The following is a 17043-nucleotide window of genomic DNA, read 5'->3' on the forward strand; positions in this document are numbered from 1 at the left end:
TGATTGCACGCTCATCTCACCTGGAATTCGCATGTCGCGGCCGGGGGATGGGACACTGGGAGGCACTATGTCTGTTCCAGTCCCGCTCGTGTTCAATGCCCCGCGCCGAGGCATGCCGCCCACGCATCTCGCCGACCTCGACGCGGAGGGTCGCCGCGAGGCCGTCAAGGAACTCGGACTGCCCGCATTCCGCGCCGACCAGCTGGCCCGCCAGTACTACGCCCGGCTGGAGGCGGACGCGGAGAAGATGACCGACCTGCCCGCCGCCGTGCGGGAGAAGGTCGGGTCGGCGCTGTTCCCGACGCTGCTCACCCCGGTCAAGCACGTCGCCTGCGACGAGGGGACCACCCGCAAGACGCTGTGGAAGGCGAACGACGGCACGCTCCTCGAGAGCGTCCTGATGCGCTACCCGGACCGGGCGACGCTGTGCATCTCCAGCCAGGCCGGTTGCGGCATGGCCTGCCCGTTCTGCGCGACCGGTCAGGCCGGCCTGACCCGGAACCTGTCCACCGCGGAGATCGTCGACCAGGTGCGTGCGGCGGCCGCCGCGATGCGGGACGGCGAGGTCGCCGGCGGCGAGGGACGCCTGTCCAACGTGGTCTTCATGGGCATGGGCGAGCCGCTGGCCAACTACAAGCGGGTGGTGGCGGCGGTGCGCCGGATCACCTCGCCCGCGCCCGAGGGCCTCGGGCTCTCGCAGCGCTCGGTCACCGTCTCCACCGTGGGGCTGGCGCCGGCGATCCGCAAGCTGGCCGACGAGGGCCTGTCGGTGACGCTCGCGGTGTCGCTGCACACCCCGGACGACGAGCTGCGCGACACCCTGGTCCCGGTGAACAACCGGTGGACCGTCGCCGAGGTGCTCGACGCGGCGAAGTACTACGCCGACCAGACCGGCCGCCGGGTGTCCATCGAGTACGCGCTGATCCGCGACATCAACGACCAGCCGTGGCGGGCCGACCTGCTCGGCAAGAAGCTGCACAAGGCGCTGGGCTCGCGGGTGCACGTGAACCTGATCCCGTTGAACCCGACGCCGGGCAGCAAGTGGGACGCCAGCCCCAAGGACGTCGAGCGTGAGTTCGTGCGCCGGGTCATCGCGCAGGGCGTCTCCTGCACCGTCCGCGACACCCGCGGCCAGGAGATCGCCGCCGCCTGCGGGCAGCTCGCCGCCGAGAACTGACGCCGCCTCCCGCGGCACCGAATGCAACGACTGCGGCCGCGCAGTTCCCCGAGGGGAACCGCGCGGCCGCAGTCGTTTGTGTCTTGGTCGCTACCGCGGCTTGCGGCGCTGCAGGATGTCACGGACCAGCAGGAACACCATGAAGGCGGAAATGCCGACGAGCCAGAGGTCCTCGACCTTGCCCTCGTGGTTGCCGATTGTGTACAGGAGCAGGAACGCGGCGAAGAACCAGCCGAGGAAACGGAACAGCCGCGGCGCCTCGCCGCTCCAGCCCCAGGCTGCGGACGGAACTTCTGCGGTGTCGACGTGTGCGGCGACGAGGGGCTCGTTGACGCTGGGGTCCAGCTCGGTGGCGGCCACGGTCGATCCTCCTGATCGTACGGGTGTGCGTGTGTGCATATCGTGGCATACGACCGGGCGTCGTACCTAGCTGGGTCAGACCTTCTTGACCACACTGGACTTGAGCTGCATCGGACCGATGCCGTCGACCTTGCAGTCGATGTCGTGATCGCCGACGCCGTTCACCAGGCGGATGTTGCGCACCTTGGTGCCCGCCTTGATGCCGGTCGGGCTGCCCTTGACCTTGAGGGTCTTGACCACGGTGACCGTGTCGCCGTCGGCGAGGACGTTGCCCACCGCGTCGCGGACCACCCCGTCACCGGCGTCCTCCGCGGCGTCGGCGGCGGCCGGCGCCCACTCGTGCGCACACTCCGGGCAGACCAGCAGGGCACCCATCTCGTAGGTGTACTCGCAGGAGCACTGGGGGCACGGCGGCAGGGTCTCGTCCATGCGGGTCATCGTAGGGGAGGCGGCGGGGGGGAGAGGTCGCACCGGAGCGCTCCCCGCCGACGTGGGTGGGGAATCCTGTGCGCACCTGTGTAATTCTCTCAGGCTCCGTCAGGAACAATGGACGCGTGGCTGACAACCAACCGACTCGCGTCCTGCTGCTGGGCAGCACCGGCTCCATCGGCACCCAGGCTCTCGAGGTGATCGCCGCCAACCCCGACAAGTTCGAGGTGGTCGGTCTCGCCGCGGGCGGCGGCAACATCGACCTGCTGGCCGCGCAGATCCGCGCCACCGGCGTCACCCGGGTGGCCGTCGCCGACCCGGCCGCTGCCGCGCGGCTCGACCTGCCCGGGGTGCTCAGCGGCCCCGACGCGGTCACCGAACTGGTCCGCGAGACGCCGGCCGACGTGGTGCTCAACGCGCTGGTCGGCTCCCTCGGCCTCGCGCCGACCCTGGCCGCCCTCGCCTCGGGTGCCCGGCTCGCGCTGGCGAACAAGGAGTCGTTGGTCGCGGGCGGTCCGTTGGTGACGGCCGCCGCGGCGCCCGGGCAGATCGTGCCGGTGGACTCCGAGCACTCGGCGCTCGCGCAGTGCCTGCGAGGCGGTCGCGCCGACGAGGTGGACCGGCTGGTGCTCACCGCCTCCGGCGGACCGTTCCGCGGTTGGACCGCCGACGCGCTCGAGGCCGTCACCCCCGAGCAGGCCGGGGCGCACCCGACCTGGTCGATGGGCCCGATGAACACGCTGAACTCCGCCACCCTGGTCAACAAGGGGCTCGAGCTGATCGAGACCCACCTGCTGTTCGGCATCGACTACGACCGCATCGACGTCACCGTGCACCCGCAGTCGATCGTGCACTCGATGGCGACCTTCACCGACGGCTCCACCCTGGCCCAGGCCAGCCCGCCGGACATGAAGCTGCCGATCGCCCTCGCCCTGGGCTGGCCGGACCGGGTGCCCGGCGCGGCCGCGGCCTGCGACTTCTCCACCGCGGCGACCTGGACGTTCGAACCCCTGGACGCCACGGTCTTCCCGGCCGTCGACCTGGCCCGCGCCGCGGGCAAGGCCGGGGGCTGCCTGACCGCGGTGTACAACGCCGCCAACGAGGTCGCGGCCCAGTACTTCCTGGACGGCGCGCTGCGGTTCCCGGCGATCGTGCGCACGGTCGAACGCGTTCTCGCAGGTGGCGACGGGTGGAGCGCCGCACCGGCTACCGTGGACGACGTGCTCGCCGCGGACGGCTGGGCGCGGGCGCGGGCACACGAGCTCGTCGAGCAGGAGGGCTAGACCACAGATGGTGTTCGTACTGGGAGTGGTGCTGTTCGCACTCGGCATCACCGTCTCCATCGCGCTGCACGAGGCCGGCCACATGTGGACCGCCCGCGCGCTGGGGATGAAGGTGCGTCGCTACTACATCGGCTTCGGGCCGAAGATCTTCTCCTTCCGGCGCGGGGAGACCGAGTACGGGCTCAAGGCCATCCCGGCCGGCGGGTTCTGCGACATCGCGGGCATGACCATGCACGACGAGCTCGCCCCCGACGAGGTCGACCGGGCGATGTACAAGCAGAAGACGTGGAAGCGGCTGGTCGTCATGTCCGGCGGCATCGCGATGAACTTCGTGTTCGGCACCGTGCTGGTCTTCGTGCTGGCGATGGGCTGGGGCCTGCCGAACCCCGAGACGCGGGCCGTCGTGGACGGCGTCACCTGTGTCTCTCCCAGCCAGGGCCCCGGACCCGACTTCGCGCTCGCGGAGTGCGACGGGGTGGGACCGGCGCAGGCCGCGGGCATCGAACCGGGCGACGTCGTGATCGCCGTGAACGGGACACCCACCTCCACCTTCCGGGACGTGGTGCTGGCGACCCAGCCGCTGACCGGGACCGCTGAATTCACCGTCGACCGCGACGGGCGGACGGTCAGCGTCCCGGTGCAGGTCCAGCAGGCCCAGCGCTGGGTCAACGACCCGGAGTCGACCGAGGCCGCGCCCCGGCCGCCGATCTCCCAGGAGGTCGGCGCCATCGGCATCAAGGCGCCGCCGCCACTGGTGAAGTACTCCGCGGTGGCGGCCGTCCCGGCCGTCGCGGACTTCACCGGCGACATCTTCGCGCGCAGCGTGGAGGGCCTGGTGCAGATGCCGAGCAAGGTCGTCGACCTCTGGCACGCCGTCACCGGCGGCGAGCGCGGACTCGACACCCCGGTGAGCGTGGTCGGCGCCTCGGTGATCGGCGGTCAGGCCGCCGAGGCCAGCAACTGGGAGACCTTCGTCCTGCTGCTGGCGACGCTGAACTTCTTCCTCGGCATCTTCAACCTGGTGCCGCTGCTCCCGCTCGACGGCGGGCACATGGCGGTCGCGATCTACGAGAAGATCCGCAACGCATTACGGTTCCGCCGTGGGCTGCCCGCAGGCGGGCCGGTGGACTACGCGAAACTGATGCCGCTGACCTACGTGGTCATCGTCCTCGGCGGCGCATTCATGCTGCTCACGCTCACCGCGGACATCGTCAACCCGATCAAGATCTTCTGACAAGAACTAGACTTTTCCTGTAGCGACGAAAGAAGGCACACCCCGTGACTAGCCCCGTTGGACTGGGCATGCCCGCCGGCCCGGCCGCAGTGCTCGCGCCCCGCCGCCAGACCCGCCAGCTCAAGGTCGGCAACGTCGGCGTCGGCAGCGAGTCGCCGGTTTCGGTGCAGTCGATGTGCACCACCAAGACCCACGACATCAACGCGACCCTGCAGCAGATCGCCGAGCTCACCGCGTCGGGCTGCGACATCGTCCGCGTCGCGTGCCCCCGCCAGGAGGACGCCGACGCGCTCGCGACCATCGCGAAGAAGAGCCAGATCCCGGTCATCGCGGACATCCACTTCCAGCCGCGCTACATCTTCGCGGCCATCGACGCCGGCTGCGCCGCGGTGCGGGTGAACCCCGGCAACATCAAGGAGTTCGACGGCCGGGTCGCGGAGGTCGCGAAGGCGGCGGGCGACGCGGGCATCCCGATCCGCATCGGCGTCAACGCCGGCTCGCTGGACCCGCGGCTGATGGCCAAGTACGGCAAGGCCACGCCGGAGGCGCTGGTCGAGTCCGCGCTGTGGGAGGCCGGCCTGTTCGAGGAGCACGGCTTCGGTGACATCAAGATCTCCGTCAAGCACAACGACCCGGTGGTCATGGTCGAGGCGTACCGCCAGCTGGCCGCCAAGTGCGACTACCCGCTGCACCTCGGGGTGACCGAGGCGGGTCCGGCGTTCCAGGGCACCATCAAGTCCGCGGTCGCCTTCGGGGCACTGCTGTCCGAGGGCATCGGCGACACCATTCGCGTCTCGCTCTCCGCGCCGCCCGCCGAGGAGATCAAGGTCGGCACCCAGATCCTCCAGTCGCTGAACCTGCGGCCGCGCAAGCTCGAGATCGTCTCCTGCCCGTCCTGCGGGCGGGCGCAGGTGGACGTCTACACCCTCGCCGACGAGGTGACGGCCGGGCTCGAGGGCATGGACATCCCGCTGCGCGTCGCCGTGATGGGCTGCGTCGTCAACGGTCCGGGTGAGGCCCGCGAGGCGGACCTCGGCGTCGCGTCCGGCAACGGCAAGGGACAGATCTTCGTAAAGGGCAAGGTCATCAAGACGGTGCCCGAGGCGAAGATCGTGGAGACGCTGATCGAGGAGGCGATGCGCATCGCCGAGGAAATGGGTGACGGTTCCGACTCGGGTACGCCGGTCGTGACCGTCAGCTAGGACAGCACCGTATGGTGGGCGTCACACGTCCACACGATTTTTCCGACGGACCCGGGGGTGACTGGGTGCTCAAACTGCTCGGTGCCAGGCAGCTCGGCACGCGGGACCGCGCCGACGTGCTGCAGGTGCTCGACGCCGACCCGATCGCGACGTGCATGGTCGCGGCTCGGGTGCAGGACCTCGGTGTGGAGCCGCGCGCCATCAACGGGGAGCTGTGGAGCCGTGGCGGGCCCGCGGAGTCGCTGTGCTTCTCCGGCGCGAACCTGGTGCCGCTGCGCGGCAACCCGAGCGACCTGCGGGCGTTCGCCGACCGCGCCTGCCGGGTGCCGCGGATGTGTTCCTCGCTGGTCGGCCGCGCCGAGCTGACGATGCCGCTGTGGGAGATGCTCGAGGCGGACTGGGGCCCGGCCCGGGAGGTTCGCGCCGAGCAGCCACTGCTCGCGCTGGCGGGGCCGCCGGCGATCGCGCCGGACCTGCGGGTGCGGCTGGTGCGGATGGACGAGCTCGACGCCTACCTGGTGGCCGCCGTCGCGATGTTCATCGAGGAGGTCGGCATCGACCCCCGCGCCAGCGACGGCGGCCGCGGCTACCGCCGCAGGGTCGCCGGGCTGATCGCGTCAGGGCGGGCGTGGGCCCGGTTCGAGGGCGGCAAGGTGATCTTCAAGGCCGAGGTCGGGTCGATGTCCGCGCAGGTCGGCCAGATCCAGGGCGTGTGGGTGCATCCGCGGTTCCGCGGACAGGGGTTCGGCGGCGCGGGCACCGCGGCGGTCTCGCAGGCCGTCGTCGACTCGGGTCGGATCGCGAGCCTGTACGTGAACAGCTTCAACCGGGCGGCCCGGCAGACCTACGACCGGGTCGGGTTCAGCCAGGTGGCCACGTTCGCCACCGTCCTGATGGACTGACGCCGCCCGGCCCGGGCGGCGGGGTCCTCCGGTGACGGGCCATGCGCGCCTTGCCCTGTCGCCGTCGGCCCACCCCTAGGATGGGCACCGATGATCTCCCGAACCGTCCGCCGCCGCCTCCGTCCGCCCGTCGTCCTGGTCGTGACGGGGGCCCTTGCCGTCGGCCTCGCAGCCTGCACGCCCAAGCCGGCCGGGCCCGAACCGGTGGCACAGCAGTTCCTCACCGCCGTCGCGGAACGCGACACCGGCCGCGCGGCGGACCTCTCAGACCGTCCGGATGCCGCGCAGGCGGCCCTCGACTCGGCATGGGAGAACCTGCAGGCGGAATCGCTCACCGCGTCGACCGGGACCGTCCGGGTGAACGGGGACACCGCCACCGTCGGCTACACCTACGAGTGGCACCTGCCCAAGGAGCGGGTCTGGACCTACACCGGCGAACTGCAGATGGGCCGCCGGGACGGGCAGTGGGGGGTGCGTTGGAGCGCGACCGACATTCACCCGAAACTGGGCGACACCCAGACGATGACGCTGCGGGCCACCCCGGCGCCGCGGGCCCGGGTCAACGAGCGGGCGGGCTCGGACGTGCTGGTGCCCGGCACGACCATGCGGATCGGATTCAACCCGCGGGAGGCCGGCGACGTGGGCTCGGTCGGGGCCGCGCTGGCGGCGACGCTCGCGCCGTTCGACAAGACCCTCACCGCCCAGTCGCTGGTGGAGTCGGCGACCGCGGTCAAGGGGGTCTACCCGGTGATGACCCTGCGTCAGGACGACTACGAGTCCGTCGCGGCGAGGCTGGCCGGGATGCCGGGCGTCTCGGTGGTCGAGGAGGCGGACCTGGTCGCCACCGACCGGACGTTCGCGCCCGACCTGATCGGCCAGGTCAAGAAGCGGGTGATCGACGAGGTGGACGGCAAGGCCGGCTGGAGCGTCGTCACCGTGAACAAGAACGGCGTCGACATCGACGTGCTCACCGAGAGCAAACCCCAACCGGTGCCGTCGTTTTCGGTGACCCTGGACCGTCCCGTCCAGGTGGCCGCGCAGAACGCCGTCGACGCCCGGCCCGACCAGGCGATGATGGTGGTGATGCAGCCCTCGACCGGCGCGATCCTGGCGGTCGCGCAGAACAAGGCCGCCGACCGCGACGGGCCGGTGGCGTCGACGGGCCTGTACCCACCGGGCTCCACCTTCAAGATCATCACCGCGGGCGCGGCGATCGACAACGGACTGGCCCAGCCCGGCAGCATGGTCGGCTGCCCGGGCCGGATCGAGATCGGCGAGCGAACGGTGCCCAACTACAACGAGTTTGCGCTGGGCACGGTGTCGATGAGCACTGCGTTCGCGCGGTCCTGCAACACCACCTTCGCGAAGCTGGCGAGCGAGATGACGCCCGACGCGTTGACGGTGGCCGCCGCGAAGTTCGGCGTCGGCCCCGACTACACCGTCGCCGGGCTGCCCACCGACTCCGGTTCGGTGCCGCCGGCCTCGGACCTGGTGCAGCGCACCGAGGACGGCTTCGGCCAGGGCAAGGTGGTGGTGAGCACCTTCGGGATGGCGCTGGCGGCGTCCACTGTCGCGCACGGGTCGACGCCGGTGCCGCAGCTGATCGTCGGCGAGGAGACCACGATCTCCGGTGCGCACCCGGAGATCAGCCCCGCGATGGTCGACGGCCTGCGCGGGATGATGCGTGAGGTGGTCACCAGCGGCACCGCCGAGCGGATCGCCGACCAGGGTGAGGTGTACGGCAAGACGGGGGAGGCCGAGGTCGACGGCGGCTCGCACGCCTGGTTCGTCGGCTACCGGGGCGATCTCGCGTTCGCGACGCTGGTGGTGCGGGGCGGCAGCTCCGACAACGCGGTCGCCGTGACCCGGGACATGCTCACGGCGCTGCCGGGCGGGTACTGAACGAAACCCGTTCGACCGGAAGGGTATCGAGGGCCACACTGTGACCGTGTCCGATGGTCTGAAACCCCTGGCAGAGTCGTTCCGCGCGCTCGCGCGCTCCTCGCCGTGGCGCTGGTCCACGCTCGAGTTCGAGCTGGACCGGTCGGGCGAGGTCGAGCACGCGTGGATCCGGCGACCGGATCGGCTGCGGGTGGAGGACGGGTCGGGTGCGGTGTTGTACACCACCGTCGGCGTCACCGCGCCGGCGTCGCCGGCGGTGCGATACTCCGATGGTGGCGGCGAGCGCGTCTCGCGAGTCTGGCCGACGGACGTCGAACCCGTGTACGGCGCAGACGGTTTGGTCCTCGAGCGACCCGACGGAATCGGCATCGACTACGACGAGCCGTTCCACGACGATTACTTCTGGGTCGCACTGCTCGATCCCGTGGAAATGTCGGCGGGCGTCGAGATACGTGAGGTGAACGCGGTGGAGCATTACGGCAGACCCGCGTGGGAGGCGACGGTGCGGCCGACGGGGGAGTACGAGCCGCGGTGCTCATGCTGCTCGCTGCTCTGCGGCGACGGCGAACCGGGCCCCGGCCCGTGGCCGCCGCCGGCCGAGTCGGTGGTCCGACTCGACGTGCAGACCGGGGTGTGCGTGTCGGTCCGGCACGTCGGCGGTGCCGGTGCCGGCCCCCAGCGGGCGGACATGCGGATCGCGGCTGTCGACGCGCCGATGGCCGACGAGTTGTTTCGCGAGAGGCGCTGATTCGGGACCCGCGGTGTCGGTGACGCGGTGTAGGCGGCGGGAGCGGCAGGTGACGGCGGTAGCGGGGACCGCCAGTGCGGGGGAGCCCCGACGATGGCGCCGGTATGGCAGGTTCGCAGCGCAGCTCGGACCGGTCGCGGCCGAGTGTCTCGGCCGCAACCGGTCCGGTTGTCGGAGGTGCTGGTCTTCGCCTGGTGGCAGTGCGGGGCCTGGGCCTGCGGGTCAGGCCGTGTCGATCGTGCGCCGGTTGTGGGCCGGCCTCGGTCTTCGTGCCGGGTCGACCCAGGCCGGTGGTGTGAACCACGGATGGCCGTCATCTCCGATGGCCACGGCCCAGTGGTTCTTGTGGATGATCGTGTGGTGCTTCTTGCACAGCAGCACCAGGTTCGACAGTGCGGTGGGGCCTTTGGCGGACCAGTGGATGATGTGGTGGGCGTCGGTCCATGCGGCGGGGCGTCCGCAGCCGGGGAACGCGCAGCCGCAGTCCCTGGCCACCAACGCCTTTCGCAGTCGTGGGGAGATGATGCGGGTGGTGAGGCCGACGTCGAGGGGGTTGCCTTCTCTGTCGACGAAGATCGGGGTGACCTGGGCGTCGCAGGACAGACGGGCGGCGATGGCCGCGGAGACGGGTCCGGCCCAGGGCATGGTGGCGTGGCGTCTGCGGCGGTAGTGCCGCGGCGGCCGGACGTCCGAGCAGTTCTCGCTGTGTGTGCTGTCGGTGGGTCCGGTTGCGTTGTCGGAGTGGTAGTCCCAGCCGTTCTTGGTCCAGGTGCCGGTCGCGGGGCTGGGCGCCGTCTTGGCTACGGCTTCCTTGAGGGCGTCGAGGTCGATGGTGACGGTGACGTGCGGCCGTTCACCGCCCTCGATCGGGCCGCGGGCGTTGTCGAGGTGGCCGCGGATGATCTGTTCCAGCGCGTCGGCGCGGCGTTTGGCTGCGGTGCGGGGGTCGCGGATGGGGTTTCCGTCGTCGTCGGTGCTGGGGTGGGGCGTGGACAGGCCGGAGAGTGCGGTGTTGAGGGCTTCGCCGGTCTCGGCGTCGAAGGAGCCTTTGACGTGGACTCGTCCGCCCAAGGTGGCGGAGGCGTGGAATTCGTTGAGTTCGGGGTTTTCTCCGTCGGGTGGCACGGTCCCGTCGAGCTGCAGGAGCAACTCCAACGCACGTGCTCGTCGGCGCAGGACGGTGATGTTCTCGAGCTGCGCGGCGATGAGGAGGTAGGCCTGGCAGTCGTCGGGTCGGCCGGTTTCTGGGTCGGGGTGGTTCCAGTCCGTCTCCACCGCATCTACGTTCGGCTGGTCGGTGGTGAGGGTGTCGAGTCGGGCGAGGAAGTCGACGATCACCTGCACGTGACCCAACTCGATTCGCCCGGCGTCGAGCGCCTCGGCCATCCTCGGGTGCAGCGGGAGTTCCCGTCCGAGTCGGACGATCTTTCCGGCGTGGCCGGCGGTCATGTGGGTGGCGTCGGAGAGCCATGAGGTGGTGTCGGCGGCGCCGAGGTGATTGGGCACGCATCTCTGGTCGGCCTCGTGTACCAATCGCACCCGCAGCGCCTCCAGTGCGAGGATCTTCTCCGACAGTTCCGGGACCGTCGTGGCGAGCTCGGTTTCGTCGAGTCGCCATGCCTCGACCCGGGCGGGGTCGGTGAGCATCTCGACGAGTTCCATACACCACACGGTACTCGCACATCTATTCGAAGACAATGATGTTTTGCCAGGTGAACGGCATTTCTCTGTGTGCGCTTCTGGTCCCCCTGGGAGACCAAAAGCACGCACAGGTGCCGTACGCGCGTCAGGCGGTCTGGGAGTACACGCGGGCGTCGATGACGCGCAGGTCCTTTCGGTTCAGGTAGGCGAACAGCACGGCATGGCGACCGTCGACGGTGCACGACGCGGTGACCGTGTCGCCGGCGGCGATGGTCTTCGTCAGGTCGGTGACGGTGCGGCCGCCGAGCATCCGCAACGCCTCGCCGTTGCCGCTCGCCGCGGACTCTACGAACCGCTGCACCGCGCGCTTGCCGGGAGCGCCGACGCTGCGGACGGCGGCGCCGAATGCGAGCGAGCCGCCGAGGCCCTGCAGTCGGAGCATCCGCGCGCCCATCCCGGCGCCGACCCGGAGCTTCGCCGGCGACACCCCGGCCACCTGCGCGAACATCGGTCCGACCTCCCAGTGCGCGGCGATCCGGCGGATCCGCGGCGCGCCGTCGTCGACGGTGGCCTCGTACAGCAGGTGCATCGGGGCCTTCGCCGTGACGTCGCCGGACAGCCGGGTCTCGATGGTCACGTCGCGGACCACGTTCAGCCCGTCGACGATGTCCTCGCGCTCGACTTGGAAGCGGATGTCGTTGGGGGCGATGAAGGTTTCCCAGAACCGGGCCAGGGGTGCGTTGCCGCGCTCGCCGCTGCGGCGGTCGCTGAGCCCGCCGTGCACGGGCCGCCCGCCGACCGGGTCCTCGACCACGTGGCGGTACGCGAAGAGGTCGAGCCAGGCCTGCTTGTCGTGTGCGGCGACTGCGGCGGGAGAGGCGTGGGCCAGCGCCAGCAGGGTGTCGGTGGTCGCGGTCATGGCTCTCCCCGTGGTCGGTGATGTCGGTTCCACGGAGTATGCCAGGAATGCTAGAACGTGTTCCAGAATTGCCGCGGTGCCGAGGTTGCCGGGCTCAGTTCATCGGCCCGGGCGGGACGCCCTCCTCGCCGAGGAACTCCGGGTGCAGTTCCGCCTTCACCCCGAGGCGCTTGTTGACGGCCACCGTCACGAACCACAGCACCACGCCGATGGCGAGCAGCACACCGGCGATCTTGTACTGCACCGGGTCACGATCGGTGAGCGGGGTGGCCAGGAACGCGCAGCTGACCGCGCCGACGATCGGCAGCACCGTGGGCGCACGGAAGTGCTTGTGTTCGACCACGTCCCGACGGAGCACCAGTACCGCGACGTTGACCACGGTGAACACGCAGAGCAGCAGCAACGCGGTGGTGCCGCCGAGCTGGGGCACCTCGCCGACCACGGTGATGAGCCCGAGTGCCAGCACCGTCGTGAAGCCGATCGCGACGTGCGGGGTGCGTCGCGACGGGTGCACGCGGCCGAGTGCGTAGGGCAGCACATGCTGGCGGGCCATGCCGTAGAGCAGGCGGCTGGCCATCAGCATGTTGATCAGCGCGGAGTTGGCGACCGCGAACATGGTGATGAACGCGAAGATGCCCAGCGGGAATCCCGGCGCGCCCGCCTCGACCACCTTCAGCAGCGGGGTGTCGCCCTCGCCGAGTTCGTTGATCGGCACCAATGCGACCGCGGTCACGGACACCAGGACGTAGATCAGGCCCGTCGAGACGAGGCCGATCAGCAGCACCTTGGGGAAGATCCGGGTCGGGTCCTTGCACTCCTCGGCCATGTTTACCGAGTCCTCGAATCCGACCATGGCGTAGAAGGCGAGCGTGGTCGCGGCGATCACCCCGCCGAGCGCCGACCGGTCCCCGGTGTCGAAGGTGGCGGCGCGGGAGAAGTCGCCCTCGCCGACGCCGAGTGCCCACATGCCGATGAAGATCACGATCAGCAGGCCCGACAGCTCGACGCAGGTGAGCACCACATTGAGCTTCACCGACTCGCTGACCCCGCGGAAGTTCACCGCCGCGACCGCGAGCATGAAGACGATGCCGATGATCGTGATGCCGGCGCCGGTGCGCACGTCCCAGTCGAAGGCCTCGGCGAAGTTGGAGGCGAACGCCCGCGACGCCGTCGACGCCGAGGTGATGCCCGAACACATCACGGCGAACGTCACCATGAAGGTGAAGAACTGGATGCCGAAGGCCTTGTGGGTGTACAGCGCGGCCCCCGCCGCCTGCGGGTACTTCGTCACGAGTTCGAGGTAGCTGAACGCGGTGATCAGGGCGACCAGGAAGGCCACCAGGAACGGCAGCCACACCACGCCGCCCACGTCGTTGGCGACCTGGCCGGTGAGGGCGTAGATGCCGGTGCCGAGGATGTCGCCGACGATGAACAGCAACAGCAGCCAGGGACCCATCACGCGTCGGAGGGTGGGTTCGTGCGTGCCGGCGTCCTCGGTGGGTCGCGGAGTGGTCACGTCCGGCTCCTCTCGGTGTGGGCCACCGGGTCGGTGGCGCCGACTTACGGCAGCAGTCCCAGTCGCCGCGCGGTCACCACGGCCTCGTGCCGCGAGTGCGCGTCCAGCTTGCCCATCGCGCCGCGCAGGTAGCTCTTGACCGTCTCCGGGCGCAGCGAGAGCCGGTGGGCCACCTCGTTGTTGGTGCAGCCGAGTGCGATGTGGGCGAGCACGTCCAGTTCGCGGGGCGAGAGGGTGACCGCGTCCGGGGCCTCGGGGTCGCGCTCGCCCGCGAGCGCGGCCAGCTTCTCGGCCACCGCCCGCAACCGGTTGCGCAGCGGGCCGTCCGGCACCGACTGGGCGATGCCGCGCAGGTCGGCGTGGGCGTCGCGGATGCCCTGGGCGACGGCACCGTCGACGGCGGGCGCGTCGGCGTCCTGCACGCCGAGCATCCGCAGCCGGCGGTCCACCTCGTCGCGGACGGTGATCTCGGCGGCGAGCCGGCGGCCGGCCTGGATCAGCGCCTCGGCGGTGCGGTCGCCGATCGCGGTGGACTCGCGGACCGCGGCGTAGAGCACCGCACGCGAGGCGCCGTCGACCATCACCGGCACCGCGACCACCGAGCGCAGGCCCTCGCCGAGCACCGGGCCGTCGTAGTGGTGGGTGATCGTCCGGTCGCTGCCGTAGTCGGGCACCGCGGACGGCCGGCGCAGGTGCACGACGCGGCCGCCGAGTCCGGATGCGGGCGGGACCACCAGGCCCTTGAGGCCGTTGGTCCGGGTGCCGAGGAACTCGGTGAGGTGCAGCGACCCGTCGTGCACCTCGCCGCCGAACAGGACCGGGACGGCCGTCAGGGCGGCGGTCTGCCGGAGCTCAGCGCGCAGCGCGTCGCCGTCTCGGGGCCGCAGGAGCGACGGCGTGCGGGAGTCCATTCGGCTACCCCTTTCCGGGGGTGGTGGAAGTGTCATGTGAGCTAGATCATAGGTCCTGACGAGAGTTCGGTCCGAGCCGGACCACTGGGAGAAGGAGTTGGACATGGGCGTCGACGCCACTGAGCGGGTGCGCGAGCTGTTGGAGCGGTACGACACCCCGGAGGCCTGCGCGGCAGAGCTGTTGTGCGACCGGCATCCCGCGGCCGACGTCGCGTTCACGGTGATCGAGGGAGACCTCTCGTCGCGGGACCTGACGTACGGCGAGCTGCGCGCCGAGTCCACCCGGTTCGCCGCCGCCCTCGCCGACCTCGGCGTCGAGCCCGGCGACTGCGTGGCCACGCTGATGGGCAAGTCGGCGGAACTGGTCGTCGCGCTGCTCGGCATCTGGCGTCGTGGCGCCGTGCACGTGCCGTTGTTCACCGCGTTCGCCGCGCCGGCGATCGCGTTCCGGCTCGGGGCCAGCGGCGCCAAGGTGGTCCTCTCGGACCGGGACCAGCTGGCCAAGCTGGCGCCCGGCGAGGACATCCCGGCCGACGCGTCCTGGCGGGTGATCGTCGCGGCCGGCGACCCCCAGTCCGACGATCAGCTCCGCTTCCAGGACCTGCTCGACGCCCACGCGGCGGACGACCCGGCGGGCGCGGCGGTCGCGCGCGGCGGCGACGCGCCGATCGTGCAGCTGTTCACCAGCGGCACCACCGGCACCCCGAAGGGCGKGCCGGTGCCGGTGCGCGCGCTCGCGTCGTTCCACGGCTACATGGAGTTCGGGCTCGACGTCCGCGAGGACGACGTGTTCTGGAACGCCGCCGACCCGGGCTGGGCGTACGGGCTGTACTACGCCCTGCTCGGTCCGCTGGCCGCCGGTCGCCGCAGCCTGCTGCTGCACTCCGGCTTCTCCGCGCAGCTCACCTGGCAGGTGATCGAGAAGTTCGGCGTCACCAACTTCGCCGCCGCGCCCACCGTGTACCGGAGCCTGCGGGCGGACACCGGGCCGGTGCCCGAGATGACCCTGCGCCGGGCGTCGTCGGCGGGCGAGCCGCTGACCCCGGACGTGGTGGCGTGGTCGCGGACCGCCCTCGGCTCCTGTGCGGTGCTGCGCGAGGACGCGGACGAGGTGGCGACCGCGGGCACCGCCGGCCGGGTCGCCATCGACACCGCCGCCAGCCCGATGATGTGGTTCTCCGGCTACGTCGACGCCCCGGAGAAGACCGCGGAGCGGTTCAGCGAGGACGGCCGCTGGTACCTCACCGGCGACGCCGGCAGCACCGACCAGGACGGGCGCTTCTTCTTCTCCTCCCGCGACGACGACGTGATCATCATGGCGGGCTACCGGATCGGACCCTTCGACGTGGAGTCCGTGCTCGCGATGCACGGGGACGTGGTCGAGTCGGCCGTCGTCGGCATGCCCGACGAACTGCGCGGCGAGGTGCTCGAGGCGTTCGTGGTGCTGCGGGACGGGGTCGCGGGCACCGACGCGCTCGAGGCGGAGCTGCAGACGCTGGTGAAGAAGAAGTTCGCCGCGCACGCCTACCCGCGGACCGTGCACTTCGTGCCGGCGCTGCCGAAGACCCCCAGCGGCAAGGTGCAGCGCTACCTCCTCCGCAAGGGGTAGGCGGCTCCGCCGCCCGTGAGTCCTACTGGCCCCCATGCGGACCAGAGAGGCGCACGGGCGCGCAGCGCCTGTCAGAGGGTTCCGTCCGCCAGGCTCTCCAGGTAGTGGAACGTCGGTGCCCGGACCCCGGCCTCGGCGCGGATCCGGACGAGGTCGGGGGATTCGAAGAAGCATCTCGCCGCCGCCAGCGTCGTCCACCGTGAGAAGTGGACGACCTGGTTGGCGTCGTGTTCCTGCCGCAGCAGCCGGTACTCGATTTCCCCGGCCGCCCTGCGCATCGGCGCCGCGTCGTCGAACACCGCCTTCCAGGCGGCGTAGTCGGCGACCTCATGGACGATCAGGACGTAAAGCCCGTCGCCGGTCATCGCGCGAGCCGATCGGCGAAGAACGTCAGGATCTCGTCGCGCGCGGCGGCGGTGGGCTCGCCGGCGCCGTCGACCAGGTGCGCCGTGACCACACTGTGCGGGCTGGCGACCACCTCCGCGAAGAACGGTGCGGGCGTGGGGTTGGCGGCGCTGTCCGGCAGCACCCTGCCGACGAACCGGTCGCCGAGCGCCTCGGAGTACGCGGCGAATCGTTCGGCGCGGCACCACTTGTCGCCGGCGAATCGGTAGGCCAGGACCGTCAGGTCGTCCCGGTCGAGGCGGTCGGCGACGGCCCGCAGGTCGCCCGGTGCGATCTCGAGTCCGGCGGGGTCGTCGAGCGGCAGGGACGGCTGGCAGACGACCGGCGCGAGCACCGACTCCTCGAGGACCATGGTCAGCGCGAAGTTCCCGGTGAAGCACATGCCGATCGCGCCGACGCCGGGTCCGCCGCACTCGTCGTGCACCAGCCCCGCCAGCGCCCGCAGCCACCGGGTGACGGGGCTGGTCCGGTTGGCCCCGAAGGCGCGGAACTCCGCGCTGACACAGGCGCGTTGCATGACGGCGGTGCCGTCCTCGACCTGTGGCACCGCGCCGTCCCGCCCGAACAGCGAGGGCAGGTAGACGGTGAAGCCGGCCTCGCGAACCCAGCGGGCGAAGCGCGCGACCTGCGGGCTGATGCCGGGCATCTCCGGCAGCACGATCACCGCCGGGCCCCGGCCGCTCACCCGGACTACCTTGGCGACGCCGCCGAAGGTGACGGTGCGGACCTCGAAGTCCTCGAGCGGGTCGTCCTCGGTCATCTGACGAGTCGGCATCGGCGGTACTCCCTGGGCATCGAATCGGTC

General features: G+C 70.9%; 16 protein-coding genes. 8 read left to right on the forward strand and 8 right to left on the reverse strand.

The genetic code is table 11. The features are described from left to right. Positions 1-67: 67 nt before the first annotated feature. Positions 68-1177, forward strand: coding sequence for a dual-specificity RNA methyltransferase RlmN (rlmN, locus tag AC1DWC_RS21155; protein WP_477843388.1), 1110 nt, complete (start codon positions 68-70; stop codon positions 1175-1177). A gap of 90 nt (positions 1178-1267) precedes the next feature. Here the strand turns inward: rlmN and AC1DWC_RS21160 are convergent, their stop codons facing one another. Both AC1DWC_RS21160 and AC1DWC_RS21165 read right to left on the reverse strand, forming a co-directional pair. After that, on the reverse strand, positions 1268-1537 hold the full coding sequence (locus tag AC1DWC_RS21160; protein ID WP_477843386.1) for a DUF2631 domain-containing protein: 270 nt from the start codon (positions 1535-1537) through the stop codon (positions 1268-1270). Positions 1538-1612: 75 nt separating this feature from the next. Further along, positions 1613-1966 (reverse strand): zinc ribbon domain-containing protein YjdM, encoded by a 354-nt coding sequence (locus AC1DWC_RS21165; RefSeq protein ID WP_477911207.1) that lies wholly within the window; start codon positions 1964-1966, stop codon positions 1613-1615. Positions 1967-2091: 125 nt separating this feature from the next. Here AC1DWC_RS21165 and dxr point away from each other — a divergent pair, with 125 nt between their 5' ends. From dxr to AC1DWC_RS21195, 6 genes are all read left to right on the forward strand, one after another. Further along, positions 2092-3249 carry a 1-deoxy-D-xylulose-5-phosphate reductoisomerase gene (dxr, locus tag AC1DWC_RS21170; RefSeq protein ID WP_072846331.1) on the forward strand — a complete coding sequence of 386 codons (1158 nt, stop codon included), beginning with the start codon at positions 2092-2094 and terminating at the stop codon, positions 3247-3249. A gap of 7 nt (positions 3250-3256) precedes the next feature. Next, positions 3257-4483 carry a M50 family metallopeptidase gene (locus tag AC1DWC_RS21175; protein WP_477911209.1) on the forward strand — a complete coding sequence of 409 codons (1227 nt, stop codon included), beginning with the start codon at positions 3257-3259 and terminating at the stop codon, positions 4481-4483. Positions 4484-4527: 44 nt separating this feature from the next. Next, positions 4528-5685 carry a flavodoxin-dependent (E)-4-hydroxy-3-methylbut-2-enyl-diphosphate synthase gene (gene ispG / locus AC1DWC_RS21180; RefSeq protein WP_477911211.1) on the forward strand — a complete coding sequence of 386 codons (1158 nt, stop codon included), beginning with the start codon at positions 4528-4530 and terminating at the stop codon, positions 5683-5685. A gap of 65 nt (positions 5686-5750) precedes the next feature. Next, positions 5751-6587: a GNAT family N-acetyltransferase gene (locus AC1DWC_RS21185; protein WP_477911213.1), complete on the forward strand. Its 837-nt coding sequence runs from the start codon at positions 5751-5753 to the stop codon at positions 6585-6587. A gap of 90 nt (positions 6588-6677) precedes the next feature. Continuing rightward, positions 6678-8489, forward strand: coding sequence for a penicillin-binding transpeptidase domain-containing protein (locus AC1DWC_RS21190; RefSeq protein WP_477911215.1), 1812 nt, complete (start codon positions 6678-6680; stop codon positions 8487-8489). 46 nt (positions 8490-8535) lie between these two features. Then, the gene (locus AC1DWC_RS21195; protein WP_477911217.1) at positions 8536-9237 is read left to right on the forward strand and encodes a hypothetical protein; all 702 of its coding nucleotides are present in this window, start codon (positions 8536-8538) and stop codon (positions 9235-9237) included. A 222-nt stretch (positions 9238-9459) separates the two neighbouring features. On the opposite strand, the gene AC1DWC_RS21200 is transcribed toward AC1DWC_RS21195, so the two are convergent. From AC1DWC_RS21200 to AC1DWC_RS21215, 4 genes are all read right to left on the reverse strand, one after another. Further along, positions 9460-10899, reverse strand: coding sequence for an HNH endonuclease signature motif containing protein (locus AC1DWC_RS21200; protein ID WP_477911219.1), 1440 nt, complete (start codon positions 10897-10899; stop codon positions 9460-9462). 124 nt (positions 10900-11023) lie between these two features. Further along, the gene (locus tag AC1DWC_RS21205) at positions 11024-11797 is read right to left on the reverse strand and encodes a nuclear transport factor 2 family protein (RefSeq protein WP_477911221.1); all 774 of its coding nucleotides are present in this window, start codon (positions 11795-11797) and stop codon (positions 11024-11026) included. Positions 11798-11891: 94 nt separating this feature from the next. Further along, complete coding sequence (locus AC1DWC_RS21210; RefSeq protein ID WP_477911281.1) at positions 11892-13253, reverse strand: APC family permease; 1362 nt, start codon at positions 13251-13253, stop codon at positions 11892-11894. A gap of 104 nt (positions 13254-13357) precedes the next feature. After that, a complete protein-coding gene (locus AC1DWC_RS21215) occupies positions 13358-14224 on the reverse strand; it encodes a LuxR C-terminal-related transcriptional regulator (RefSeq protein WP_477911223.1) in 867 nt (288 codons plus the stop codon). A 103-nt stretch (positions 14225-14327) separates the two neighbouring features. Here AC1DWC_RS21215 and AC1DWC_RS21220 point away from each other — a divergent pair, with 103 nt between their 5' ends. Beyond that, positions 14328-15833, forward strand: coding sequence for an AMP-binding protein (locus AC1DWC_RS21220; RefSeq protein ID WP_477911225.1), 1506 nt, complete (start codon positions 14328-14330; stop codon positions 15831-15833). A 71-nt stretch (positions 15834-15904) separates the two neighbouring features. Here AC1DWC_RS21220 and AC1DWC_RS21225 read toward each other — a convergent pair whose 3' ends face one another. Together AC1DWC_RS21225 and AC1DWC_RS21230 are read right to left on the reverse strand one after the other, a co-directional pair. Further along, a complete protein-coding gene (locus AC1DWC_RS21225; RefSeq protein WP_477911227.1) occupies positions 15905-16198 on the reverse strand; it encodes an antibiotic biosynthesis monooxygenase in 294 nt (97 codons plus the stop codon). Beyond that, complete coding sequence (locus tag AC1DWC_RS21230; protein ID WP_477911229.1) at positions 16195-17013, reverse strand: dienelactone hydrolase family protein; 819 nt, start codon at positions 17011-17013, stop codon at positions 16195-16197. Before AC1DWC_RS21230 ends, AC1DWC_RS21225 begins: the two co-directional genes overlap by 4 nt. Between the last annotated feature and the right edge of the window lie 30 nt (positions 17014-17043).

The sequence above is a fragment of the Rhodococcus sp. P4_C10 genome, assembly GCF_056402135.1.